Raw genomic sequence first — 23,963 nt, 5'->3', positions numbered from 1 at the left:
AACTTCGTCTCCTCTCGTGCTTAGTTATAGGTCACCCACTACAGTTGACATAGAGTCTTTTTAATCTTCGTTTACGAAAGGCATCAAAGCCATTACGCGAGCGCGTTTGATAGCTGTTGTTACTTTACGTTGGTTTTTAGCTGAAGTTCCTGTTACACGACGTGGAAGGATTTTCCCACGTTCTGAAACGAAACGGCTAAGAAGCTCAGTATCTTTGTAATCAACATATTCAATTTTGTTTGCTGCGATATAATCAACTTTTTTACGGCGTTTGAATCCGCCACGACGTTGTTGAGCCATGTTTTTTCTCCTTTATAGTATTAATTGTCCATTAGAATGGTAAATCATCATCTGAAATGTCCAATGGATTGGTTGCTCCAAATGGATTTTCAGAACGTGAAAAGTCTGGTACTGGGTTTGCAGGTGCTGACTGGCCAGCAGTTGGTGCAGAATAAGCTCCACCTGAATGTCCTTCACGCACTCCGCGGCTTTCCAACATTTGGAAATTCTCAGCCACGACTTCTGTTACGTAGACACGTTGTCCTTGCTGGTTATCGTAACTACGAGTCTGGATACGGCCTGTGATCCCGATAAGAGAGCCTTTTTTAGCCCAGTTGGCAAGATTTTCAGCCTGTTGGCGCCACATAACGACATTGATGAAATCAGCCTCACGTTCGCCATTTTGACTCTTAAATGTACGGTTTACTGCAAGAGTAAAAGTCGCAACTGCTACATTTGATGGGGTATAACGCAACTCAGCGTCACGTGTCATACGCCCTACAAGTACAACATTGTTAATCATAATTTACCTTCTTACGCGTCAAGTTTGACGATCATGTGACGAAGAATGTCAGCGTTGATTTTTGAAAGACGGTCAAACTCTTTAAGAGCTGCGTCGTCGTTTGTTTCAACATTAACGATGTGGTAAAGTCCTTCACGGAAATCTTGGATTTCGTATGCAAGACGACGTTTTTCCCATGATTTTGATTCAACAACAGTTGCACCGTTGTCAGTCAAGATAGAGTCAAAACGTGCTACCAAAGCGTTTTTCGCTTCTTCTTCAATGTTTGGACGAATGATATAAAGAATTTCGTATTTAGCCATTGATATGTTCCTCCTTTTGGTCTAATGACCCCTAGTCTTTGCAAGGGGTAAGTGAGGTTTGCTCACAATAAACCATTATACTAGAAAAACTGATAGATGGCAAGATAAAAGTGAAAAAAGAAGATGAAATTATCTTCTTTTTACTAGTTTATGGTTTGATACGGTGTAGCATACGTGGGAATGGAATGGCTTCACGGATGTGTTTTGTTCCAGCGGCGAAGGTTACCATACGCTCGACACCGATACCAAATCCACCGTGTGGAACTGTACCGTATTTACGAAGGTCAAGGTAAAATTCATATTCTGTACGATCCATGCCAAGTTCTTCCATCTTAGCTACAAGGGCATCGTAGTCTTCCTCACGCATAGAACCACCGATGATTTCTCCGTAACCTTCTGGTGCAAGCAAGTCTGCACAAAGAACGCGCTCTGGATTTCCAGGAACTGGTTTCATGTAGAAGGCCTTGATAGCTGCTGGGTAGTTCATGACAAATGTTGGCACACCAAAGTGGTTTGAAATCCAAGTTTCATGCGGTGAACCAAAGTCATCGCCATGCTCAAGATGCTCGTAGTCAGCATCTTCATCATTTTCATGCTCTTGCAAAAGGTCAATGGCTTGATCGTAAGTGATGCGTTTGAATGGCTCTGCAATGTAGCGTTTCAAGAGCTCTGTATCACGTTCCAAGGTTTCCAAGGCTTGAGGCGCACGATCCAAAACACCTTGAAGAAGGGCTTTAACATAAGCTTCTTGCAAGTCAAGTGACTCATCGTGTGTCAAGTAGGAGTACTCCGCATCCATCATCCAGAACTCAGTCAAGTGACGGCGTGTTTTTGATTTTTCTGCACGGAATACTGGACCAAAGTCAAAGACACGACCAAGGGCCATAGCACCCGCTTCAAGATAAAGCTGACCTGATTGGCTCAAGTAGGCTGGTGTTCCAAAGTAGTCTGTTTCAAAGAGTTCAGTTGAGTCTTCTGCTGCGTTTCCTGAAAGGATTGGGCTATCAAATTTCATGAAGCCGTTCTTGTCGAAAAACTCATAAGTTGCATAGATGATGGCGTTACGGATTTGCATCACAGCTACTTGCTTACGAGAGCGGAGCCACAAGTGACGGTTGTCCATCAAGAAGTCTGTCCCGTGTTCTTTTGGTGTGATTGGGTAGTCTTGAGATTCACCAATCACTTCGATGTCTGTAATATCCAACTCATAGCCAAACTTAGAACGTTCGTCTTCTTTGACAATCCCTGTCACATAAACAGAAGTTTCTTGGCTTAGGCGTTTAATCGTATCAAACTTCTCTAGCCCCACTTCCTCACCAAATTTTTCTACAAAGTTTGGTTTAAAGGCTACACCTTGGAAGAAGGCTGTTCCATCACGCAATTGCAAGAAGGCAATTTTCCCTTTTCCTGATTTGTTGGCAACCCAGGCTCCGATGGTCACCTCTTGACCAACGTAGTCTTTTACATCGATAATTGTTACACGTTTTGTCATAATCTATCTTCCTTTTTTCGTTTAACTTGTCCGAAGACATCATTACCCACTATTTTACCATAAATAGACTGTGATAGCTAGGTTCTACTAGAGAAAAATCGCGAGATTTTCGTTACAAAAAATCTTCGCTAAAAAGGCGAAGATTCTAAGTTTTATTTTTCCATAAATTGATGCAAACGACGAATAGCTTCTTTTAATGTATCCAAATCTGTGGCATAGCTGAGACGAACATTTTCTGGTGCTCCAAATCCAGCTCCGGTAATCAAGGCAAGACCGACTTCTTCGAGGATAGCTGTTGTAAACTCTGTCACATCGGTATAACCCTTCATTTCCATCGCTTTTTTAACATTTGGGAAGAGATAGAAGGCTCCTTGGGGCTTGACAACTTCAAAACCTGGGACTTGGCACAAGAGTGGATAAATGGTATTCAAACGTTCTTCAAAGGCTTGGCGCATGGTTTCAACAGAGTCTTGCGGTCCAGTTAGGGCTTCAACGGTAGCATATTGTGATACAGCAGTCAGGTTGGAGGTTGTTTGACCTGTTAGTTTGCTCATGGCAGCAATAATTTCAGGATTTCCCACAGCATAACCTACCCGCCAACCAGTCATGGCATAGGCCTTAGATACACCGTTAATCACGATGGTTTGTTTGCGAATGGCTTCTGATAGACTAGAGATTGGAACAAATTCATTCCCGTTATAAACCAGACGACCGTAAATATCATCTGCTAGGATAAGAACATCATGTTCAACAGCCCAATTTCCGATAGCCAAGAGTTCCTCACGAGAGTAAATCATACCGGTCGGATTGGATGGCGAATTGAGAACCAAGACCTTGGTCTTATCTGTTCGGGCTGCTTCTAGCTGCTCTACTGTTACTTTAAAGTGATTGTCTTCCTTGGCCTGGACAAAGACTGGCACACCTTCTGCCATCTTGACCTGGTCTCCATAGCTGACCCAGTAAGGTGTAGGAATGATGACCTCATCACCTGGATTGACCATAGCCATAAAGAAGGTGTAGAGAGAGAACTTAGCACCAGTGGCAAAGGTAACCTCGTTGGCTGCTACAGAATACCCATAGTGGCGTTCAAAATAGGTATTAACCGCCGCTTTTAACTCTGGTAGGCCTGAAGCAACTGTATAAAAGGAAGCTCGTCCATCTCGAATCGCTTCTATCGCTGCATCCTGAATGTTTTCAGGAGTATGAAAATCAGGCTGTCCCAAGGTTAAGAAAAGAACGTCCTTTCCTTGAGCTTTTAATGCTTTGGCTCTTGCATCACTAGCTAGAGTGACGCTTTCTTCCATTTCTAGTACACGTTTGGATAGTTTCATATGCCCTCCTTATTGGATCACTGCTCCTGTTTCAAAGTCAACCAGATAGTACTGGTTTCCTGACTTGACTTCCCAAATCGGCTTGTCCTGATAGCGACCAAAAGTAATCTTGTCAATGTCGCTAGCTCCTTTTTCCCTCGAAATCGTCGCTGCCTTGTCTTGAGAAATCCCCTTATCAAGCTGATAAACATAAATCTTATGGTCATTCTTTTCAATCAGTACGGCAATGGCCTCTTGCTTTTTATTATGCCCCAGAACACTGTAATAGCCCTCTAGACCATTGTAGAAATCAACCTGATCTGCCTTTTCCAATTCTGTATACTGCTTGGCCAGTTTTTCTCCTTCAACCCTAGCATCTTGATAGGGTTTCATGCTGAGTGATATCAGATAAAGGAAGGAAGTGGTCATGACTAGTACTACCAGAGCAATGCCGATTCCATACTGTAAAAGTAGCTTGTTTTTTGCTTTTTTCTGTCTTAGTTTCACTCGTCTATTTTACCATCTCTCCTTCTTTATTACAAGTGAAGACGGGAACATTCTAAGATTGTTTTCCTATAAAATGTAAGTTCTTGTTTTTCTCTCTCATTATTGATAAAATAGCCTTATGAAACAATATTTGAAAGAGAAAATTTCCGATAATCAATTAGACTTGAAGACGGCTATCATCCTCAATAAAGCCATACGGACTTTTAAACCATATGAAGCTAAGGCTGCTAAAGAACACGGGCTAACACCCACCCAATTTTCAGTTTTGGAAACCCTCTATAGCAAGGGGGAACTGCGCATTCAGGATTTGATTGAAAAAATGCTAGCCACTTCTGGAAACATGACTGTTGTCATTCGAAATATGGTTCGAGATGGATGGATTTCTAGAACTTGCGACCCCAAGGATCGTCGCTCCTTTTTCCTGAAATTAACACCTGCAGGACGCAGAAAAATCGAAGAGGTTCTTCCTGACCATATCGATTCGATTGTAGAAGCACTCAGCATCTTGGAAGATGGCGAAAAGGAAGACTTAATCCGCATTTTAAAAAAATTTAAAAATTTGTGAGCAAAATTATTGCTAATTAGTATCATTTGTTGTAACATGGATGGTAACAAAAGAGTTCGCTCTTTGAATTTTAAACTAAAGGAGACATATCATGTCTAAAAAAGTATTATTTATCGTCGGTTCACTTCGCCAAGGTTCTTTCAACCACCAAATGGCCTTCGAAGCTGAAAAAGCACTTGCTGGAAAAGCGGAAGTTAGCTATCTTGATTACTCAGCTGTTCCTCTCTTCAGCCAAGATTTGGAAGTTCCAACTCATCCAGCTGTAGCTGCTGCTCGTGAAGCAGTCCTTGCTGCCGATGCCATCTGGATTTTCTCTCCAGTCTACAACTTCTCTATCCCTGGAACCGTGAAAAACTTGCTTGACTGGCTCTCTCGTGCCCTTGACTTGTCTGATACACGTGGTGCTTCTGCCCTCCAAGACAAGTTTGTTACTGTCTCATCTGTAGCCAATGCCGGTCACGAGCAGCTCTTTGCTATTTACAAAGACCTCTTGCCATTTATCCGTACACAAGTCGTTGGTGACTTTACAGCTGCTCGTGTCAATGACTCTGCTTGGGCAGATGGAAAATTGGTGTTAGAGGAAGCAACTGCTTCATCACTTGCAAAACAAGCTGACGACCTTCTTGCAGCCATCAACTAATCCAGCAAAAACCAGCTCGAATGAGCTGGTTTTATGCTTGTTTCACAAAGACGAGTTCTAAATCACTTGATAAATCAGGTCGGTAGTCAAAACCAGTAAAACTGAGCTTGCGAGCTTGTTCGACTGTATGGACTTGCCCCTCTATCAAGGCGGTCAAAAAGGCGCCACGGGCTTTTTTTGAAATAGTTGAGTGGATTTTCAGCTGACCTGCCTTGTCCTCCATAAATTTGAAGGTCACCATCTTTTCTCTAATTTCCTTAGAAAATACGGTTTCAAACTCTGATGATAGGAGGGAGAATATCAAGTCCTCATCCTGAAGTGCCTCATCGTAGGCTGACTTCCAATGACTCTTTAAAGTCTTACCAGCAACTTTTAACTTCATCAAGAAATCCAAACGGTGAGGAGCCATGGGAGATAAGGCAGGGACAACACCGTATAAAGCCGAGGTAATCAGGATATGATTTTCAAGATAGGTTTGTTCAGCCTCGGTTAACCCATCTCGTTTGATGTGGCGATACATGAGACCATCGAAGAGTTTCAAGGCTGGATAATATTTAGCCCTGTGATTTTTTAGAGCTTGAATATGAGCGTACTCTTCTTCTGCTTTCTCGGCAGATACCTTATAAAAAGTCTCTAATTCACTAGCTGAGTAATGAGCAAGTGAGTCAAGGACTGCCTGACTTTCTTCCCTCAAGGGGAGCGCTTCGATACAAGGATGGTCTGTGTTCATTTCTTTTGCTGTTGGGATTAAAATTTTCATATTGTTAGTGTAGCATATTTTTCAACCACGACCAAGAATTTCATCTTAAAAACCTCGGTTCAAACCGAGGTTTGTCTGTTTATTTTGGCCATCCTAACCAGATAGCCACGAGAATAAGGGCTACGCCAGCTAAGCTTGTTAAGATAGATAAGAATTTATCTTTTTTCTCCTTGAACTGAGAAAAACCTATTTTTATACTCAATGAAAATCAAAGAGCAAACTAGGAAGCTAGCCGCAGGATGTACTTGAGTACGGCAAGGCGACGCTGACGTAGTTTGAATTTGATTTTCGAAGAGTATTATTGTACTTTAAAGGTCTTGAGATAATTATCTTTTCCAACTTGACCTTCGAAGGTTTGGCCATTTTCGAGGTAAGGAAGGTCGTCTGATACGGAAGCCTTGACCTTATAAATCTTGCCATCAACTTTAAAGAAATAGACGGTGTCCCCCTTGATGACAGCTGATTTAAGGTCTGAGACAATACCCTTGATGTTTTCTACCGTTTCATTATCCAACTCGAGGTCGTTTTTATTGGCATATTTGCTAAGGAGTTCATCTACCGTAGTTGCTACGATAACGTTTTGGTACTCCACTGCATCGACCAATGCATACTCCTTTACCAAGCCTGCATTGTCCTTCAAGCCCATGATATAGAGTGGTTTGTCATTGAGATTGACAAGAATAGGGAAGGTAGCCTTGTAAGCCTTCTCTTGCACTGCTCCCTCTGCAGAAGCACGGGCAGATTCTTCGGTTGCTGAAGCTAGGTTGTACTTGGTGATTTCACCAGTTCGCATATTTTCAAGGATAAATCCCAGATTACTTTCGTCAGCGTTTGCTGAAGTCACCCCCGTGTAGAGATAGATGTCATTTCCGATAGAAAGATAGTTATAGCCCTCAGTCGTTTGAGTAACATTTTTCTTAGAAATCAAAGCATTCCAGAAGCCGTCTTTATACTTACCGTTGTAGTTGATTTGCTGGATGGTTTCTTCTGCTGGATAGACACGATCCACCCATTCTGGTACTTCATCCAAGCTGTATTCCTTGGCTTCTCCATTGGTGGCATCTAAGATAATAACAGATGAAGGACGCGGGACTCCTAGACCAAACTGCTTTTGATAAACGGTTGCTACATAGAAGGGATTGCCTTCATCATCCACCTCAAAGGAGGGCGTTTTTAAAATCTTGGTTGGGTACTTGATTCGAAGATGACGTTTGACATCACGATTAAAATACTCGGAGTCTGAATACTTCATTGGAGTTTTTAAATCCACCAATTCTGCATTTCCTGTCACCATATCAACCTTGATATACTCGCCAATTCCCTTGGACTGATTATTAAACCATTTGATCGGGTCGGCATACTCCAAAGGTGTCACCCGATAAGGCTTTCCATCAACCGTCAGCTGGGTATAAGTATCTGCTGCTACGTACTGGGAGACCTTATCCATCAGAGAGCCTAGGTAACGGTCACCAATCTTTTCTGCAGTGCTCCGATCTAGGATTGGAACCTTACTGGTATCACTCTTAGGAAAATCTTTAAAATCTTTTTCTGTGATAGACACCACATTAGCATAATTTTTTGCTTGGAAAAAGCTAGAGGTTACTAGGCTTACCAGACCAGCAAGGGCAAAGATAAGTCCTGCGGCCAGAAACAATCCTCTACTAAGTTTGGTAAAAAGGAATCCTTCTAGATTGAGATCTTTGGCAGCCTTGCCATGACGTACATGAACAGTTTTGAGGAGATTGGTATCCTTGCGGAAACTAAACAAAATCCCCATCACCACCAAATGCCCACAGAGAAAGAAGATGAATTCCCAGCTAGTTAAATTGAAGGGTGGCAAAAAGATATACCAAGTCGTCGCGATAAAAACAAGTTCAAAGAGTATACGTTTCATTTGACTTCCTCCTAAATAATCCGTCCTTCCAAATGATCCAGTTCATGTTGGCAGATCTGAGCTGGAAAACCTGTCAGTGTAATGGTCTGCTCATGCCACTTACTATCACGATAGGAAACCGTAATCGTTTCATAACGAGTTGTTGGTCGCACCCCAGTCAAGGACAAACAACCTTCCTCTGTCTCGTAAGGTCCTTTGTAGGAAAGGAGAATGGGGTTAAACATAACCATGGGAACTAGGCCAAGATTAAAGATAATGACACGCTTCTGCACCCCAATCATATTAGCTGCCAGACCAACACAGGTCTCGCGATTGGCAAGCAGGGTATCCTGCAGATCTCTAGCCAGATAAAGATCTTCCTGACTTGCAGGTTTCGAGACCTGCGACAAGAATAAGACATCTCGGACAATCTTCTTTTCCATTCTCTTTCACTCCTTGCTATTTTACTTTATTATAGCACAAAAGGGGGCGACTTCTAGTTCTTTCCCTAAAATGCAAAAAAAGCCATCCGAAGATGACTTTCTTTTTAAATCGCGTTCTTATCAAGACCAAGTTTACGTTGAACAAACTTGACGATTTCGACGATAAGTATCATTGAGAAGCTTCCAGCTAGAACAATACCCCATTGAGACGAGTCTAGTTTGGTTACGTGGAAGATACCTTCAAGCGGTTCTACAACGATTGTTGCCATCAAGAGGATGAAGGATACCAAGATAGACCAGTTGAAGGTCTTAGACTTGAATGGTCCGACTGTCAAGATGGATTGGTAAACAGACTTAACATTGTAGGCATGGAAGAGCTGAATCAAACCAAGTGTTGCAAAGGCCATTGTGAGGGCATCCGCATGAATGGCTTGGTTATCTCCTACATGGACCGGATAGGCAAGAGCAAGACCATAAACAGTCAAGACGAGAGCCCCTTGGAGTACACCTTGATAGATAATGGAACTCATGACCCCACCTGAGAAGAAACTTGATTTACGTCCACGTGGTTTGTGGGTCATAACACCTGGCTCAGCAGGCTCAACACCAAGAGCAATAGCTGGGAAGGTATCGGTTACCAAATTGATCCACAAAAGATGAACTGGCTGTAAGACATCCCAACCAAACAAGGTTGATAAGAAGATGGTTAATACTTCGGCCGTATTGGCAGAAAGTAGATACTGAATGGTCTTTTGAATGTTTGAGAAGACCTTACGTCCTTCTTCAACTGCGACGATGATGGTCGCAAAGTTATCATCCGCAAGAATCATGTCTGATGCACCCTTAGAAACCTCAGTACCAGTGATTCCCATACCGATACCGATGTCGGCTGTTTTCAGAGCTGGCGCATCATTAACACCGTCACCTGTCATAGCAACGGCCTTACCTTGGTTTTGCCAAGCTTTCACGATACGAACCTTGTGTTCTGGAGATACACGCGCATAAACAGAGTATTGACCAACGACTTTTTCAAATTCTTCATCAGAAAGTTCATTGAGTTCCGCCCCAGTCAAAACATGGTCTTCCGAGTCATTTTCGTCGATAATTCCCAAACGTTTAGCAATAGCTTCTGCTGTATCTTGGTGGTCACCAGTGATCATGATTGGACGGATTCCCGCTTCCTTAGCGACACGAACAGCTTCTGCCGCTTCTGCACGCTCAGGGTCAATCATCCCAATCAAACCAGTAAAGATCAAGTTGTTTTCAAGCTCTTCAGAAGTAAGATTTTCTGGAATACTATCGATAATCTTATAAGCACCTGCAAGGACACGCAAGGCTTGGTGAGCCATTTCCGAGTTGTTTGTATGGATTAATTCAGTGACTTTCTCATCAATCGGAGCAACATCTCCAGCTTTATCACGAGCAACACAACGTTTCAAAAGTTGATCTGGAGCCCCTTTGACTGCCACGAGGAATTTACCATCTGGCAATGGGTGAACCGTTGACATGAGTTTACGATCTGAGTCAAACGGCAATTCAGCTACACGAGGATATTTCTCTAAAAATCCTTTAACATCGTAGCCCTTGTCCAAGGCATACTGGATGAAGGCTGTTTCCGTTGGATCCCCGATCAGGTTTCCTTCAGCATCAATCTTGGTATCATTAGCCAAGACAACCGAACGAAGAAGAGGCATTTCAAGACCTAGTTCAATGTCATCAGCTGAATCATGTAGGACAGCATCATAGAAGACTTTTTCGACGGTCATCTTGTTCATAGTAAGCGTACCAGTCTTATCAGAAGCGATGATTTCAGTTGAACCAAGCGTTTCAACTGCTGGCAACTTACGAACGATAGAATTTCGTTTTGCCAAAACTTGAGTACCAAGGGCAAGAACGATGGTCACGATAGCTGGGAGTCCTTCTGGGATGGCTGCAACAGCAAGCGCAACAGAGGTCATCAACTCACCAAGTGGATTTTTACCTTGAATGAAGACACCAACAACAAAAGTAACAAGGGCAATGACCAAGATAGCGTATGTCAAGACCTTAGAAAGGTTGTTCAAGTTTTGTTTGAGTGGTGTATCCGTCTCATCCGCATCTTGGAGCATGCCAGCGATATGACCAACTTCCGTGTACATACCTGTATTGACAACAACACCAAGACCACGACCATAAGTAACGTTTGAGTTTTGGAAGGCCATATTGACACGGTCACCAATACCAGCATCTGCAGAGAGCTCGACGGTCAAGTCTTTTTCGACTGGAACAGACTCACCTGTCAAAGCAGCTTCTTCGATTTTAAGTGAATTAGCTTCTAGCAAACGTAGGTCTGCTGGCACCACGTCACCTGCTTCGAGAGCTACGATATCACCTGGTACCAATTCTTTGGAATCAATCTCAGCCATGTGTCCATCACGAATAACGCGAGCAGCTGGACTAGACATAGACTTGAGGGCCTCGATAGCTTCTTCTGCTTTTCCTTCTTGGTAAACACCAAAGGCAGCATTGATGATAACCACGGCTAGGATAATGATGGCATCTGCGATATCTTCCCCGCCAGAAGTTACGACTGATAAGATAGCCGCTGCAACTAGGATGATAATCATCAAATCCTTAAATTGCTCGATAAACTTGACTAGGAGTGATTTTTTCTCACCCTCTTCCAGTTCATTGCGTCCATATTCAGCTAGGCGTTTCTGCGCTTCGCTTGACGAAAGACCTTGCTCAGTTGCTTCAACTGACTTCAAGACCTCTTCAGGACTTTGAGTATAAAACGCTTGGCGTTTTTGTTCTTTTGACATGTGTCTCCTCCTTGACATTGTGTGCAAAACAAGTTCTCTTTTAGTTTTATGACAAACAAAAAGAGACCTGTTAATCATAACAAGTCTCGCTGTTTAAGATAGTGCCGGAAAACATACTTTTCAGTATACAATTCGGAATGACGACACTATCACAGGTTTCTGCCAGCTACTCCCTTGAGTAGTACTATTATATCAAAATTTGAAAAGTTTTCAAGGGTTTAAATCCGATGAAACACTTTCTGAATCAAAAGTACGTTCACTGATAATATATCTAGGACGACGTTTTGTTTCCAGATAAATTTTTCCAACATACTCACCAATTACACCCAAACTAATCAATTGGACTCCACCAAGTAGGCTAACTATTGCATAAGTGCTCGCCCAGCCAGCCACGACTGTACCAGCAAACTTACTCCATATAACCCAAATAATCAATAGAAAACTAAAGAGTGACGTCAAAACACCAAGACTTGTAATCAACCGAATCGGTTTGATTGATAAACTTGTAATACCATCCATAGCCAAACCAAGCATTTTAGACAGTGGGTAATGGCTCTCACCAGCAATTCGTTCATGTCGCTTATACGAAACGTAAGAGTATTTAAAGCCAACTAAAGGCATTAAACCACGAAGAAAAAGATTGACTTCAGTGAATTTTTCTAATTCCTTCAAGAATCTTTTAGAAACCAATCGATAGTCGGCATGATTAAAAACGACTTCTGCTCCAAATAGGCGTAAAACTTTATAAAAACCTTCAGCTGTAATTCGTTTAAAAGCAGAGTCCGTATCACGGTTATCACGTACACCGTAGACAATTTCAGAACCGCTTTTATATTCTTCAATCATTTTATCCATACAATTGATATCATCTTGTCCATCGGCATCAATGGTAATGACAATATCAGCAAACTGAATGGCCTCATACATGCCTGCAAGCACACTACTTTGATGACCTCTGTTACGACTTTGCGATACACCAACCACAGAAGGGATAGATTTAGCATAACTTTCTATCAGTTCCCAAGTTCTATCCTTACTACCATCGTTTACATACATAATTTTACTATGGCGATGGATTTCTTCTTTCTTTATTAATTGTTCAATTTTTTCAACAAACATTGGATTAGTATGCGGTAAGACTTGTTCTTCGTTGTAACATGGAACAACGATATATAAAATTGGCTTGTGTCTACTCATCTCTTTCTCCTAATCTTTTTATCCCAAAAGGAAAGTTGGTTCCTCTAAACATCCTGACTATCAATTCACAACCCAAAATTGTTAATATAACTACAAAAACTGTCGTTATATATTGATTAACAAAAATTCCAGTATATTTCGTAGACAATTCTTTAACTAATTTTTCTACTAACACCAGAACTATCGGCGAATGTACTCCATAATAAATCAACGTTTTTTGTCCGATTGATTTCAAAATGGAACTCTCAGGAATTGTTTTAAAAAATATAAGAACACTCCAAATTCCTGAAATAGCCGCCAAGTAAAATAAGAAATGATTCCCAATTTGCTGATAATACAAATCAACAATTTGATAGCCACTCACTCGATAGTTTAGTTTACTGCTATAATTGGTAAGAATAAGTCCAATCGGCAAAAGGTAAATTGAAAAATACTTTTCTAATTGATGTAAATTATTCTTAGTCCACACTCCCAGCAAGATGAAAATCAGAGCAACAGGAACTAAATCAATATTCCAAATTAAATAATACTCCCTCTCATATACCTTCTGTCCGAGATAGACCAGAACCAAGAGAGATACGATTATTATCACCCACTGGCTCAAATTCCATCTTCTCTTTAAAATAAAGTAACTGAAAACATGAGCCAAAAACATCACATTCAAAAACCATAATTGAAAATAAATATGCAAACGGTCTGAAATCAGTAACTGTTTTATAAAATGAAGAATATCAAAACTCAGAACCTGATCAGGGTACATAACAAAAAGTTGAAACAGAAAAACAAAACTATTTAGCAAGAAAAAAGGAATAACTAAACTCTTTACCTTATTTAAACAATAGCCTGAGAAGGTTTCGTATTTTCTAACATTCAAAGTAAAACCAGATAAGAAAAAGAACAACGGTATGTGGAATGAATAGAGAAGCAACTTTGCATTATTTGGAACGAAGCTACTATGTCCAATGATAACTAATATAATTGCTAAACCTTTAGACATATCTATGTAACCAATTCGGTTCTTCATACTATCCTCCTGTTCCTAATTTTAAACGATAAACGCTCATATCTGAAGTGACAGATTCAACTTCCTCAAAGTAAACATCCTTCTGATAATGTTCTTTCATAATTTTTTTAACACTATCCATATTCCCTGAGGAAGTGGACCAAAAGAAGAGAATATTCTGATTGTTGATTGCGGAAGACAACAGATTTTCAGGTTCTTCAACTCCGTATCGTTTCATTTGTTGATAATAATGAGGAGAAAAAGTTTGCCAATTTCCTAATGTAGTTGTATTTGTCACTAACTGATTGGATCTTAATTTAAAAGTTGACAATGTAGGCTGTGAAGAAACCAAAGTGCCATATCCACCAAAAACAATAAGTTTATCCGAATTCCTCTGTACAAGATTTTGGTACTCTGAGACTACTGACGATTGAATATAGGGAAACCAATACAGTTCTTGGCCAAGCTGATTTATCCATACTGCTCCTCCTAGTATTCCCATTATTTGTAAGCTAAAGAACACCTTCCTCTTATCAAATAAACATCTTTTTTCATAAAATGATCGAGCATAAAAAATAAATACTAATAAGAAACATACTATTAGAGGGATATATACGCGCTCTACTACCCTCTGTCTAACAAAGAGAGCCCCAATTAAAAGTAATGGGGAAATCGGTACAAACCATCCGTATAGCTTCTTAGGCTTAAAAATCAAGAACCAACTAATCAGTACTAAAGAGAAGGTTGTCAGTATACTATTCTTAAAAAAATCTGATATCATCTGAGGCAGATTAAACGAGTATTTCTCCGAAAAGGAACGAACAGATTGAATGTTTGTTAAAAGAGTATTGCTTAAGGCTTTTTTTTCAGCAAATAACCAGTAGGTGGAGACATTCAAATCATTCTCACTTACTCCCAAAGCTTCAAATTCATTCTCATGTCTTTGATAATCAATAGCAGGATAATCTCTCAAATTCGTACTTAGGGCATTCCATGTCAAATACTCCTGTACGTTAGCTTTCCCTAGTGTATATAGTTTATTGGAAGCAAAAATCAGTAAAATGACGCCAAATAATAAAACAACTTCTTTTCTTTTTTTAGAAGATATCCACTCAAAGAGTAGAAAAGGGAATAACAGTAAAATAAAGCTTGATATAATTTGAGGTCGAATGGATAAACCAATGAACAATAGTGATAGTCCTGAAATGTACCTTTTGTCAAATAGTAAAAAAGTTGCTGCTGTAGCTGATAAATATGCGATAACGGAAAAAGAAAAATATTTAATAAGTATCAATTGGGCTAAAAACACAATTGGAAGCAAAAGATACAGTTTTTTCTTATAAAAAAAGATAGCATAGACACCAAAACTAATATAATAAATACTAACTAAAAAGATAAAAAAAATATTCCAATCAGTAAAAATTTTTTGAAGAAAGACCAATCCTGTAGATAATAAAATTCCTACATAGGGTAATAGCATATTATCACCAGATAATATAGTTTGATTCACCATGATATCATCTACTACAGGATATTCAAAACCTCTCATCGATATATAGAGATAAAAAAATAAAAATGGCAAAAATAAAAAACTTAAGCTAAGTAGCCCACTGACCATATTTTTATTTATCATTACAAGCTCTCTTTCGAATAAATATTACTCTTCAATTCTACCACATTTCCTTATAAAAAACTAGCTTACTTCCAATCTTGTAAGCCTATATCGTTTGAATTTTCCTTTGAAAACCAGTATAATGGTAGAATACTATATGACTAGAAAGGAAGCCCGATGAACCAATCCATGTCAAATCTCAAATTGGCAGAACGTGGAGCCATTATCAGCATTTCGACTTACCTCCTCTTGTCTGCAGCAAAATTGGCAACTGGTCACCTCCTACATTCTTCCAGTTTGGTGGCAGATGGTTTCAACAACGTATCCGATATTATTGGAAATGTTGCTCTCTTGATTGGGATTCGGATGGCCCGCCAACCTGCAGACCGTGACCATCGCTTTGGTCACTGGAAGATTGAAGATTTGGCTAGCTTGATCACTTCCCTCATCATGTTCTATGTTGGTTTTGATGTGCTTCGGGACACCATTCAGAAAATCCTCAGTCGGGAACAAACACCCATTGATCCTCTGGGTGCAATTCTAGGAATCATTTCAACAGTGGTCATGTTTGCTGTTTATCTCTATAACACACGCCTCAGTAAGAAATCCAAATCCAAGGCTCTCAAGACAGCTGCTAAGGACAATCTTTCCGATGCTGTCACCTCGCTTGGGACGACCATTGCTATCCTAGCCAGCAGTTTCAATTATCCTATCGTGGATAAATTGGTCGCTATCATCATCACCTTCTTTATCTTAAAAACAGCCTATGATATCTTTATCGAGTCTTCCTTCAGTCTTTCAGATGGTTTTGACGACCGTCTGCTAGAGGACTACCAAAAGGCCATCATGGAGATTCCAAAGATTAGTAAGGTCAAGTCCCAAAGAGGGCGTACCTACGGTAGCAATATCTACCTTGATATCACCCTGGAAATGAATCCTGACTTATCAGTCTATGAGAGTCATGAGATTGCGGACCAGGTCGAATCCATGCTGGAAGAGCGTTTTGGAGTCTTTGATACCGATGTCCATATCGAGCCAGCTCCCATACCTGAGGACGAGATTTTGGACAATGTCTATAAAAAACTGCTCATGCGTGAGCAATTGATCGACCAAGGAAATCAGCTAGAAGAACTCCTTGCTGAGGACTTTCTCTATATCCGTCAAGATGGAGAGCAGATGGATAAAGTCGCTTATCAAGACGAAAAAGAACTTAAGGTTGCTATTAAGGATATTCAAATCACTTCCATTAGTCAGAAAACCAAGCTCATTTGCTATGAGCTAGATGGCATCGTCCACACCAGTATCTGGCGTCGCCATGAGACTTGGCAAAATATTTTCCACCAGGAAACTAAAAAAGAAGACAAACAATGACCCTATCCAGTAGATAGGGCCTTTTTGATTATTCTACTTTAAGTAAAGACGAACTATGACATTTTGGAAGAATTGCTTTTCGAAGCTTGTTTTGCCTCTTTTCTTGCTTGACGATTTTGTTCGATACGCCATTCTCTTTCATAGTACTTCATGATCTCATAGACCCTTTCAGGAAAATCTACATCTAGTAGAATGATAGGGATGATCAAATCTGCTGACGGATGAAAAGGGAAACACCTTCTCTTCAACAGAGCTAGAAAGGATTGGGATTTCACATTTTCCTTGTTTTTAAAATAAACTTCAATCCGATCGGAATTCCTATACTTTCCTCCAATCCGAGAGAAGGAAAATTCCTCTACATCTGCCCAAGCGTAGAAATGACTGGGTTTCTTTGGATTCGGTTTGTAGTAAAACCCCTCAACTGTGCATCTCAAATACTCCTTATCCAAGCTTAACAGTCTGTATGTCTGATAAATGATTACTCCAGCACAAAAGAGGACAACCAGCATAAACAAAAGACTTATCGCATGAAGTTTGCTCCCCTTTTCCGAATACGAATAGAGATAAGTTAGAGGTAACAAGACTAAAAGACCGAACAAGGTATTCCAAATGATTTTCTTGGGACTACGTTTAATGATTTTTTCTTCCATCATGCCAACTCACTTAGGTATTCATAGCGTTCGTATTTTTCAAGGAGTGCTTCGTTTTTCTCGTCTAGTTCTTTTTGAAGAGTCGCTAGTTTGCCAAAGTCAGAGCCATTTGCCTGCATTTCTTCTTCAATAGCAGCGATACGATTTTCCAAGGCTTCAATATCGCCTTCAATGCTTGCCCACTCCTGCTTTTCTTGGTAGGTCATGCGTTTCTTGTCTTCACGGACCTTGACTACTTTTTCCTTTTCTGCCTTTTGTACTTGATTGGCCATCTCTGTTTCAAAGGCTTTTTCATCAAGATAGTCGGTGTAATGGCCAAAGAAAGGACGAATCTTGCCATTCTCAAAGGCGAGAATCTTGGTCGCTACCTTATCCAGGAAATAACGGTCGTGGCTAACTGTCAAGACAGGACTTGAAAAGCTCTGCAAGAAATTCTCCAAGACTGTCAAGGTTGCAATGTCTAGGTCATTGGTCGGCTCGTCCAAAAGAAGAACATTGGGTTTTTCCAAAAGCAATTTGAGGAGATAAAGGCGTTTTTTCTCTCCACCAGACAACTTCTCAATCAAGGTTCCATGCGTTGAACGTGGGAAGAGGAACTGCTCCAGCAACTCTGCAATGGAAGTCGTGGAACCACCACTTGTCCTGACCTCTTCTGCCACCTCCTGCAGGTAGTTGATGACCCGTTTGCTTTCATCCAGGCCTTCGATTTGTTGAGAGAAATAAGCGATACGAACGGTCTCCCCAATCACAACTTGTCCCGCTGTCGGCTCAAGACTTCCTGCAATCAAGTTGAGTAGGGTTGATTTCCCCACACCATTATCTCCAACGATTCCGATACGGTCTTTGGCTTGCACCAAGAAATTAAAATCTTGCAAAATGGGCTTGTTTTCATAGGCGAAGGAAACATTCTGAAACTCGATGACTTTCTTCCCTATCCGACTGGTTTCAAAGTTCATGGTCAAGTCTGTATCAGCAACGCCACCTGAAACTTCCTTTTTCAAATCGTGGAAACGATTGATACGGGCCTGTTGCTTGGTCGCACGAGCCTGCGGTTGTCTACGCATCCAGGCTAATTCTTGCTTATAGAGTTGTTCCTTTTTGTGGAGAAGTGCTGCATCACGCTCATCTTGTTCCGCTTTTAGGCGAACATAGTCCTGATAATTTCCCTGATACTCGGTCAAGCCTGCTCGGTCCAACTCGAAAATCCGCGTTGATAGTGCATCTAGGAAATAACGATCGTGGGTGATAAAGAGAACGGTCTTCTTGGAATTTTTCAAAAAAAGAGTCAGCCACTCAATGGTCGCAATGTCCAGGTGGTTGGTCGGCTCGTCCAGAAGCAAGAGGTCGTGGTTTCCTAGGAGAACTTGCGCCAACTGGACCCGTCTTCTGAGACCGCCTGACAATTCACCAACTGGAGTCGACAAGTCCTGAATCCCTAGCTTACTGAGGACCGTCTTGACCTGGCTTTCAATTTCCCAGGCTTGGAGAGAATCCATCTCTGCCATGACCCGTTCCAAACGAGCCTGCTTGTCCTCACTGTAATTGAGCATGATTAACTCATACTCACGAATCAACTGGATTTCCTTGAGGTCGCTGGAGAGAACCGTGTCCAAAACCGTCTTTCTATTATCAAAGTCTGGATTCTGGGTCAAGTAGCCAATCTTATAATCATTCTTAGCTGAAAAAGGGCTAACGTCACCATCAAATCCTGAAACACCAGAAAGAACATCCAAAAGGGTGGTCTTACCCGTTCCATTAACACCAATCAGACCGATTCTGTCTAGGTCATGGATGATAAAAGAAATATCCTTAAAAACGGTCTTGTCACCAACGGATTTGCTTAGTTTTTCAACGATAAAATCACTCATTTTTTCTCCCTCAGGTAAGTATGAATGGCCTCACGGTCATTCTCCAAGTCACCATCGACAATGGCAAACTCAATCTCTGTTAAAATATCTCCCAAATCTGGACCTGGCTGGTAACCATATTCCTTGATTAAAATACCACCGTTAATCTGAATTTCTTTCTTGTCATGAATGGTCAAACTATGGTAAGTTTCTGTAATAGCTTGTGGGTTGACTGGTTTCCCTTGGGCCTGACGAAGATTTTCTGCCTGTAAAAGTAAATCCAAGTCAAAGCGGTAACAATCGCGCTTGCTCAGCTCACCTTCTTCTCGCAAAGCCAAAATGGTCAGCAAATCCTGTACTTGCTTGGCAAACTGGCGTGAGGTTTTCCATGCCTTCAAAAATGGCTGTGCATCTTTAATCTCCAAAGCCCACAATAGAGCTGTCCAGGCTTGTTCGGAAGACTCAAAAGTGAAATCAGTCTCCAAATCAAACAGTTTGTTGAGCTTGCCCTGGCTCCCTGCCATATCTAGAAGATAGTCATAAGCTCGACTCTCAATCATGGAAGACAGACCAACTCGCCAAAAAGGTGCCAGCAATAGTTTATCAAACTCAACGAAGGTGCGCTCCACAGAAATTTTCTCCAAAAGTGGCGTCAAAGTCTTCATCGCCTCAAAAGTTTCTGACTCAAGTTTAAAACCGAGACTGGCCTGAAAGCGGAAACCACGCATAATCCGCAGAGCATCTTCGTTAAAACGCTCACTAGCCACTCCAACTGCTCGCAAAACCTGGTTTTCTAAATCGTCTAAACCATGGAACAAGTCAATAATTTCGCCTGTCTCATCCAAGGCAAACGCATTAACTGTGAAATCACGGCGCTTGAGGTCTTCTTCTAGCGAACGCACAAAGGAAACCGCGCTGGGTCTGCGATAGTCCACATAGACATCCTCTGTTCGAAAAGTTGTTACCTCATACTCCTCATCACCATCTAGGACCAAGACAGTTCCATGCTCGATTCCAATATCGGCTGTTCGCGGAAAAATATGCTTGGTCTCCTCTGGATAGGAAGAAGTCGCGATATCCACATCGTGGATGGGACGATTGAGGAGGGCATCTCGAACAGAGCCCCCAACAAAATAGGCTTCAAAGCCTGCTTCTTTAATTTTTTCTAATACTGGTAAAGCCTTCTGAAATTCAGAAGGCATTTGCGTTAATCTCATAATAAGTGTTCTAATCCATAGACAAGCTCATGACGCTTGACAACTTCTTTGATTCCCAAATTGACCCCTGTCATGAAGGAGCTGCGATCATAGGAGTCATGACGAAGGGTCAATCCTTCTCCTTGATTGCCAAAGATGACTTCTTGATGAGCTACCAAGCCTGGTAGACGAACCGAGTGAATCCGCATGCCATCAAAGTCAGCACCACGGGCACCTGCAATCAATTCTTCCTCATCAGGCGCACCTTGTTGGATAGACTCTCGCACTTCCGCCATCAACTCAGCTGTTTTAATGGCTGTTCCACTCGGAGCATCTTTTTTCTTGTCATGATGGAGCTCGATAATCTCCACATTTGGGAAATATTTGGCAGCCTGCGCCGCAAATTGCATAAGCAAGACAGCGCCCAAGGCAAAGTTAGGGGCAATCAAGCCACCCAAATCTTGTTCACGAGAAAATGCTTTTAGTTCTGTAATTTCTTCACTAGTGAATCCTGTTGTTCCTACGACAGGAGCAAAGCCATTTTCAAGAGCAAAGCGTGTATTTTCGTAGGCAACGGCTGGTGTAGTAAAATCTACCCAGACATCCGCTTCAAAACCAGCCAAGTCAGCCTTATCATTGAAAATAGGAATTCCCTGCCATTCTGACTCAGACTCAAAAGGATCTAAAACTGCGACCAAGTCCAAGTCTGGATCAGCCAAGACCATCTGACAAGCAGCTTGGCCCATCTTTCCCTTAAAACCGGCAATAATTACTCGAATACTCATCTCTACTCCTGACTAAGATACAAAGGACGTTAGCTGCCCATGAAAAATAGGGAATGGCGCTGACTTTCCATGAAAGGCAAGACAGGCATCTTTTTTCAAGAGGCAGGTAGGCCGTGTTCAATTTCTAAGATACAAAGCCTGTAAGAACAATTTAGACGATTGGTGTATAGCTCAAGGCGATACTACCTTCTCCAAGGTGGGTCCCAATGACACTACCAAAGGTTTCAATTGGAATTTCAGCAGTCACACCACTCTCCATCAAAAGCTGACGTAAATCCGCTGCCTTTTGAGGAGCGTTCCCATGAATGACTGTTATACGGTAGTCCCCATCTTTTGTCAACTCCTTGATGATTTCCACCAAACGTTTGATTGCTTTCTTTTCTGTACGAACTTTTTCGTAAACTTCAATCACTCCTTGGTCATTAAAGTAAAGGATAGGCTTGATACTGAGGAGATTTCCTAAGATAGCTGCTCCATTTGACAAACGTCCTCCCTTAACCAAGTGGTCGAGGTCATCTACTATGATAAAGGCTGAATTATCAGCAATTTGGATAGCCAACTTCTCCTGAATCTGGGCAAAATCATCGCCTTGTTCTGCCCATTCAAAGGCACTCTCTACCATAAATCCTAGAGGGGAACTTGTGATATGGGTATCTGGAAAGGCAATGGTCAAGCCATCATACTCATCCAACATGTATTGGATGTTCTGATAAAAACCTGAAATTCCTGACGAAAGAAAGAGTCCCAAGACATGGGTATAGCCTTCATCTTTCAAGGAACTTAGAATCTCATCCAATTTGGCAATACTCGGTTGACTAGTTTTAGGCAATTCTGCAGACTGAGCCATTTTTTGATAAAATTCCTCAGCAGTTAGATTGACACCTTCAACATACTCCTCTCCATCAATATTGACAGGAATATCCAAGATAAATAGATTCTCTCTTTGCAGCTTCTTCTCCTCTAAATAGGCTGAAGAATCTGTAATGACAGCTAATTTCATGACTAAAACTCCAAATTGATCCCTGGAAGATCCAAGGCGATTTCTGTTACTTCATACGTCAAACGATTGAGCATGTTCAAACATGGACGTGCCAAGGTTTCGACTTCTTCTTGGTTAAATTCGCTTGGTTCGTTGACAATTCGACCTTCCACGTGGTTAACTTGAGAAATTGTTCCGCTGATGACAAATTTGTCAAAGACAATCATGAAACTCAAGATAACAACAAGCGAAGTCACTTGGTTTTCTTGGTCATGTTGGAGCAACTGAAAGTTCACGTCTACCTTGGTTTCAGGAGCTCCATTTTCATTTTCCCATTCAAAGTTACGAGCATCAAAGTGATACTGGCTAACAAATTCTTGTTCTCGTTTAAGATTCATTTTTCTCTCCCATTGCTACAATTTACTATGCAATTGTACCACATTTTTATCATTTCATCTAGTTTTCTAGGCTTTAGTTAATTCCGATTTCATCTTTAACAACAGCAGCAATCGTATCTACGTAGTAGTTAACTTCTTCTGTCGTAGGAGCTTCTGCCATGACGCGCAAGAGGGGTTCTGTTCCACTTGGACGGACAAGGATACGACCGTTCCCTGCCATTTCTTCTTCCATCTTTTCGATGATTGTCTTGATGGCTGGTACTTCCATGGCTTTCTCTTTCATGGCATTTTCCACTCGGATATTGACCAGTTTTTGTGGGTAAATCGTCACTTCTGATGCTAGTTGAGACAAGCTCTTGCCTGTTTCTTTCATGATTTTAGTCAATTGGACAGCTGATAATTGACCATCACCAGTAGTGTTGTAATCCATTAAGATTACGTGGCCTGATTGTTCACCACCAAGGTTGTAGCCTGATTTTCTCATTTCTTCAACGACATACCGGTCACCAACAGCAGTCACTGCCTTGTTAATACCAGCACTCTCCAAGGCCTTATGGAAGCCAAGGTTAGACATAACCGTTGTCACGATGGTGTTTTGAGCCAACTGCCCTTTTTCAGAAAGGTATTTACCGATGATGTACATGATCTTATCACCATCAACGATGTCGCCATTTTCATCAACAGCAATCAAGCGGTCACTGTCTCCGTCAAAGGCCAAACCAATAGCTGACTGGCTTTCTTTGACCACTTCTTGAAGAGCTTCTGGATGTGTAGAACCCACATTCAAGTTGATATTCAGACCATCTGGTGTCTCACCGATAACAGTTATTTGAGCCCCAAGGTCTGCAAAGATTTGACGGGCACTTGTAGATGCTGCACCGTTGGCTGTATCCAAGGCCACTTTCATTCCCTCAAGAGGCGTTCCAGTTGAAACAAGGTAGCCTTCATACTTACGTAAACCTTCTGGATAGTCCACTAAGGTTCCCAAGCCTTCGGCGCTTGGACGAGGAAGAGTGTCTTCAGTAGCATCTAGCAAGGCTTCGATTTCTGCTTCTTTGTCGTCATCAAGTTTGAAGCCATCCCCACCAAAGAATTTAATTCCATTATCAAGGGCTGGGTTGTGACTAGCGGAAATCATGACACCCGCACTAGCTCCCTCAGTTTTAACCAAATAAGCTACTGCTGGTGTTGCAAGGACACCGAGTTTGTAGACGTGAATCCCTACTGATAGAAGACCTGCCACTAAGGCTGATTCTAACATTTCTCCTGAGATACGTGTATCACGTCCTACAAAGACTTTAGGGGCTTCTGTTTCGTGTTGGCTAAGAACATAGCCACCAAAACGTCCCAGTTTAAAGGCCAATTCTGGCGTTAGTTCTACGTTTGATTCTCCACGGACTCCATCGGTCCCAAAATATTTACCCATTTTA

At 41.4% G+C, this 23,963-nt stretch carries 24 protein-coding genes; 3 read left to right on the top strand and 21 right to left on the bottom strand.

Annotated features, from left to right (window positions below):
- Positions 1-60: 60 nt before the first annotated feature.
- From rpsR to Q4A91_RS03590, 6 genes are all read right to left on the bottom strand, one after another.
- Positions 61-300: a 30S ribosomal protein S18 gene (gene rpsR / locus Q4A91_RS03615; RefSeq protein WP_000068664.1), complete on the bottom strand. Its 240-nt coding sequence runs from the start codon at positions 298-300 to the stop codon at positions 61-63.
- Positions 301-331: 31 nt separating this feature from the next.
- Complete coding sequence (gene ssbA / locus Q4A91_RS03610) at positions 332-802, bottom strand: single-stranded DNA-binding protein SsbA (protein ID WP_000609595.1); 471 nt, start codon at positions 800-802, stop codon at positions 332-334.
- An 11-nt stretch (positions 803-813) separates the two neighbouring features.
- Positions 814-1,104, bottom strand: a complete 291-nt coding sequence (rpsF, locus tag Q4A91_RS03605) for a 30S ribosomal protein S6 (RefSeq protein WP_303207455.1) — start codon at positions 1,102-1,104, stop codon at positions 814-816.
- A gap of 148 nt (positions 1,105-1,252) precedes the next feature.
- Positions 1,253-2,599: an asparagine--tRNA ligase gene (gene asnS, locus Q4A91_RS03600; protein ID WP_303207458.1), complete on the bottom strand. Its 1,347-nt coding sequence runs from the start codon at positions 2,597-2,599 to the stop codon at positions 1,253-1,255.
- Between the two features lie 149 nt (positions 2,600-2,748).
- Positions 2,749-3,927 (bottom strand): pyridoxal phosphate-dependent aminotransferase, encoded by a 1,179-nt coding sequence (locus Q4A91_RS03595; RefSeq protein ID WP_303207453.1) that lies wholly within the window; start codon positions 3,925-3,927, stop codon positions 2,749-2,751.
- A gap of 9 nt (positions 3,928-3,936) precedes the next feature.
- On the bottom strand, positions 3,937-4,413 hold the full coding sequence (locus Q4A91_RS03590; RefSeq protein ID WP_303207451.1) for a DUF5590 domain-containing protein: 477 nt from the start codon (positions 4,411-4,413) through the stop codon (positions 3,937-3,939).
- A 118-nt stretch (positions 4,414-4,531) separates the two neighbouring features.
- Here Q4A91_RS03590 and Q4A91_RS03585 point away from each other — a divergent pair, with 118 nt between their 5' ends.
- The gene (locus tag Q4A91_RS03585; protein ID WP_050595437.1) at positions 4,532-4,978 is read left to right on the top strand and encodes a MarR family winged helix-turn-helix transcriptional regulator; all 447 of its coding nucleotides are present in this window, start codon (positions 4,532-4,534) and stop codon (positions 4,976-4,978) included.
- Between the two features lie 91 nt (positions 4,979-5,069).
- The gene (locus Q4A91_RS03580; RefSeq protein ID WP_303207449.1) at positions 5,070-5,618 is read left to right on the top strand and encodes an NAD(P)H-dependent oxidoreductase; all 549 of its coding nucleotides are present in this window, start codon (positions 5,070-5,072) and stop codon (positions 5,616-5,618) included.
- A 31-nt stretch (positions 5,619-5,649) separates the two neighbouring features.
- Here Q4A91_RS03580 and yaaA read toward each other — a convergent pair whose 3' ends face one another.
- The 8 genes from yaaA to Q4A91_RS03540 all read right to left on the bottom strand — a co-directional run bounded on the left by yaaA (position 5,650) and on the right by Q4A91_RS03540 (position 15,328).
- Entirely contained in the window at positions 5,650-6,378 is a 729-nt protein-coding gene (yaaA, locus tag Q4A91_RS03575) for a peroxide stress protein YaaA (RefSeq protein ID WP_303207447.1), read from the bottom strand.
- A gap of 79 nt (positions 6,379-6,457) precedes the next feature.
- Positions 6,458-6,580 (bottom strand): YczI family protein, encoded by a 123-nt coding sequence (locus Q4A91_RS03570; RefSeq protein ID WP_303207445.1) that lies wholly within the window; start codon positions 6,578-6,580, stop codon positions 6,458-6,460.
- A gap of 96 nt (positions 6,581-6,676) precedes the next feature.
- On the bottom strand, positions 6,677-8,272 hold the full coding sequence (locus Q4A91_RS03565; protein WP_303207444.1) for a hypothetical protein: 1,596 nt from the start codon (positions 8,270-8,272) through the stop codon (positions 6,677-6,679).
- A gap of 11 nt (positions 8,273-8,283) precedes the next feature.
- Positions 8,284-8,694 carry a peptide deformylase gene (locus Q4A91_RS03560; protein ID WP_303207443.1) on the bottom strand — a complete coding sequence of 137 codons (411 nt, stop codon included), beginning with the start codon at positions 8,692-8,694 and terminating at the stop codon, positions 8,284-8,286.
- Positions 8,695-8,798: 104 nt separating this feature from the next.
- Positions 8,799-11,495: a cation-translocating P-type ATPase gene (locus Q4A91_RS03555; RefSeq protein ID WP_303207442.1), complete on the bottom strand. Its 2,697-nt coding sequence runs from the start codon at positions 11,493-11,495 to the stop codon at positions 8,799-8,801.
- Positions 11,496-11,705: 210 nt separating this feature from the next.
- Positions 11,706-12,692, bottom strand: a complete 987-nt coding sequence (locus tag Q4A91_RS03550; protein WP_303207441.1) for a glycosyltransferase family 2 protein — start codon at positions 12,690-12,692, stop codon at positions 11,706-11,708.
- The gene (locus Q4A91_RS03545) at positions 12,685-13,716 is read right to left on the bottom strand and encodes an acyltransferase family protein (RefSeq protein ID WP_303207440.1); all 1,032 of its coding nucleotides are present in this window, start codon (positions 13,714-13,716) and stop codon (positions 12,685-12,687) included. The genes Q4A91_RS03550 and Q4A91_RS03545 overlap by 8 nt, the downstream gene beginning before the upstream one ends.
- Before the next feature lies 1 nt (position 13,717).
- Positions 13,718-15,328, bottom strand: a complete 1,611-nt coding sequence (locus tag Q4A91_RS03540) for a hypothetical protein (protein WP_303207438.1) — start codon at positions 15,326-15,328, stop codon at positions 13,718-13,720.
- A gap of 156 nt (positions 15,329-15,484) precedes the next feature.
- Between Q4A91_RS03540 and Q4A91_RS03535 the strand changes: the two genes are divergently transcribed.
- Positions 15,485-16,678 (top strand): cation diffusion facilitator family transporter, encoded by a 1,194-nt coding sequence (locus Q4A91_RS03535; protein WP_303207436.1) that lies wholly within the window; start codon positions 15,485-15,487, stop codon positions 16,676-16,678.
- Between the two features lie 53 nt (positions 16,679-16,731).
- Here the strand turns inward: Q4A91_RS03535 and Q4A91_RS03530 are convergent, their stop codons facing one another.
- The 7 genes from Q4A91_RS03530 to glmM all read right to left on the bottom strand — a co-directional run bounded on the left by Q4A91_RS03530 (position 16,732) and on the right by glmM (position 23,959).
- Positions 16,732-17,331 (bottom strand): hypothetical protein, encoded by a 600-nt coding sequence (locus tag Q4A91_RS03530; RefSeq protein ID WP_303207435.1) that lies wholly within the window; start codon positions 17,329-17,331, stop codon positions 16,732-16,734.
- Positions 17,328-19,196 (bottom strand): ABC-F family ATP-binding cassette domain-containing protein, encoded by a 1,869-nt coding sequence (locus tag Q4A91_RS03525; RefSeq protein ID WP_303207434.1) that lies wholly within the window; start codon positions 19,194-19,196, stop codon positions 17,328-17,330. Before Q4A91_RS03525 ends, Q4A91_RS03530 begins: the two co-directional genes overlap by 4 nt.
- Positions 19,193-20,392: a CCA tRNA nucleotidyltransferase gene (locus Q4A91_RS03520; RefSeq protein ID WP_303207432.1), complete on the bottom strand. Its 1,200-nt coding sequence runs from the start codon at positions 20,390-20,392 to the stop codon at positions 19,193-19,195. The genes Q4A91_RS03525 and Q4A91_RS03520 overlap by 4 nt, the downstream gene beginning before the upstream one ends.
- A complete protein-coding gene (dapB, locus tag Q4A91_RS03515) occupies positions 20,389-21,156 on the bottom strand; it encodes a 4-hydroxy-tetrahydrodipicolinate reductase (protein WP_303207430.1) in 768 nt (255 codons plus the stop codon). The genes Q4A91_RS03520 and dapB overlap by 4 nt, the downstream gene beginning before the upstream one ends.
- Positions 21,157-21,307: 151 nt before the next feature.
- Positions 21,308-22,156: a DegV family protein gene (locus Q4A91_RS03510; protein ID WP_303207429.1), complete on the bottom strand. Its 849-nt coding sequence runs from the start codon at positions 22,154-22,156 to the stop codon at positions 21,308-21,310.
- A 2-nt stretch (positions 22,157-22,158) separates the two neighbouring features.
- Positions 22,159-22,533 (bottom strand): DUF1149 family protein, encoded by a 375-nt coding sequence (locus Q4A91_RS03505; protein ID WP_001050092.1) that lies wholly within the window; start codon positions 22,531-22,533, stop codon positions 22,159-22,161.
- A gap of 73 nt (positions 22,534-22,606) precedes the next feature.
- A complete protein-coding gene (glmM, locus tag Q4A91_RS03500) occupies positions 22,607-23,959 on the bottom strand; it encodes a phosphoglucosamine mutase (protein ID WP_303207428.1) in 1,353 nt (450 codons plus the stop codon).
- Positions 23,960-23,963 lie beyond the last annotated feature (4 nt).

Source organism: Streptococcus sp. (genome assembly GCF_030528045.1).
In the GTDB taxonomy this organism is placed as follows: domain Bacteria; phylum Bacillota; class Bacilli; order Lactobacillales; family Streptococcaceae; genus Streptococcus.
Note: the sequence above shows the minus strand (reverse complement) of the source record. Positions and strands in the feature narration are given on the sequence as shown.

Bases quoted from the DNA above. Each gene is read 5' to 3' on its own strand.
- rpsR (WP_000068664.1), bottom strand. From the start codon at position 300: ATGGCTCAACAACGTCGTGGCGGATTCAAACGCCGTAAAAAAGTTGAT.
- ssbA (WP_000609595.1), bottom strand. From the start codon at position 802: ATGATTAACAATGTTGTACTTGTAGGGCGTATGACACGTGACGCTGAG.
- rpsF (WP_303207455.1), bottom strand. From the start codon at position 1,104: ATGGCTAAATACGAAATTCTTTATATCATTCGTCCAAACATTGAAGAA.
- Q4A91_RS03595 (WP_303207453.1), bottom strand. From the start codon at position 3,927: ATGAAACTATCCAAACGTGTACTAGAAATGGAAGAAAGCGTCACTCTA.
- Q4A91_RS03585 (WP_050595437.1), top strand. From the start codon at position 4,532: ATGAAACAATATTTGAAAGAGAAAATTTCCGATAATCAATTAGACTTG.
- Q4A91_RS03580 (WP_303207449.1), top strand. From the start codon at position 5,070: ATGTCTAAAAAAGTATTATTTATCGTCGGTTCACTTCGCCAAGGTTCT.
- yaaA (WP_303207447.1), bottom strand. From the start codon at position 6,378: ATGAAAATTTTAATCCCAACAGCAAAAGAAATGAACACAGACCATCCT.
- Q4A91_RS03565 (WP_303207444.1), bottom strand. From the start codon at position 8,272: ATGAAACGTATACTCTTTGAACTTGTTTTTATCGCGACGACTTGGTAT.
- Q4A91_RS03560 (WP_303207443.1), bottom strand. From the start codon at position 8,694: ATGGAAAAGAAGATTGTCCGAGATGTCTTATTCTTGTCGCAGGTCTCG.
- Q4A91_RS03555 (WP_303207442.1), bottom strand. From the start codon at position 11,495: ATGTCAAAAGAACAAAAACGCCAAGCGTTTTATACTCAAAGTCCTGAA.
- Q4A91_RS03550 (WP_303207441.1), bottom strand. From the start codon at position 12,692: ATGAGTAGACACAAGCCAATTTTATATATCGTTGTTCCATGTTACAAC.
- Q4A91_RS03545 (WP_303207440.1), bottom strand. From the start codon at position 13,716: ATGAAGAACCGAATTGGTTACATAGATATGTCTAAAGGTTTAGCAATT.
- Q4A91_RS03540 (WP_303207438.1), bottom strand. From the start codon at position 15,328: ATGATAAATAAAAATATGGTCAGTGGGCTACTTAGCTTAAGTTTTTTA.
- Q4A91_RS03535 (WP_303207436.1), top strand. From the start codon at position 15,485: ATGAACCAATCCATGTCAAATCTCAAATTGGCAGAACGTGGAGCCATT.
- Q4A91_RS03530 (WP_303207435.1), bottom strand. From the start codon at position 17,331: ATGATGGAAGAAAAAATCATTAAACGTAGTCCCAAGAAAATCATTTGG.
- Q4A91_RS03525 (WP_303207434.1), bottom strand. From the start codon at position 19,196: ATGAGTGATTTTATCGTTGAAAAACTAAGCAAATCCGTTGGTGACAAG.
- Q4A91_RS03520 (WP_303207432.1), bottom strand. From the start codon at position 20,392: ATGAGATTAACGCAAATGCCTTCTGAATTTCAGAAGGCTTTACCAGTA.
- dapB (WP_303207430.1), bottom strand. From the start codon at position 21,156: ATGAGTATTCGAGTAATTATTGCCGGTTTTAAGGGAAAGATGGGCCAA.
- Q4A91_RS03510 (WP_303207429.1), bottom strand. From the start codon at position 22,156: ATGAAATTAGCTGTCATTACAGATTCTTCAGCCTATTTAGAGGAGAAG.
- Q4A91_RS03505 (WP_001050092.1), bottom strand. From the start codon at position 22,533: ATGAATCTTAAACGAGAACAAGAATTTGTTAGCCAGTATCACTTTGAT.
- glmM (WP_303207428.1), bottom strand. From the start codon at position 23,959: ATGGGTAAATATTTTGGGACCGATGGAGTCCGTGGAGAATCAAACGTA.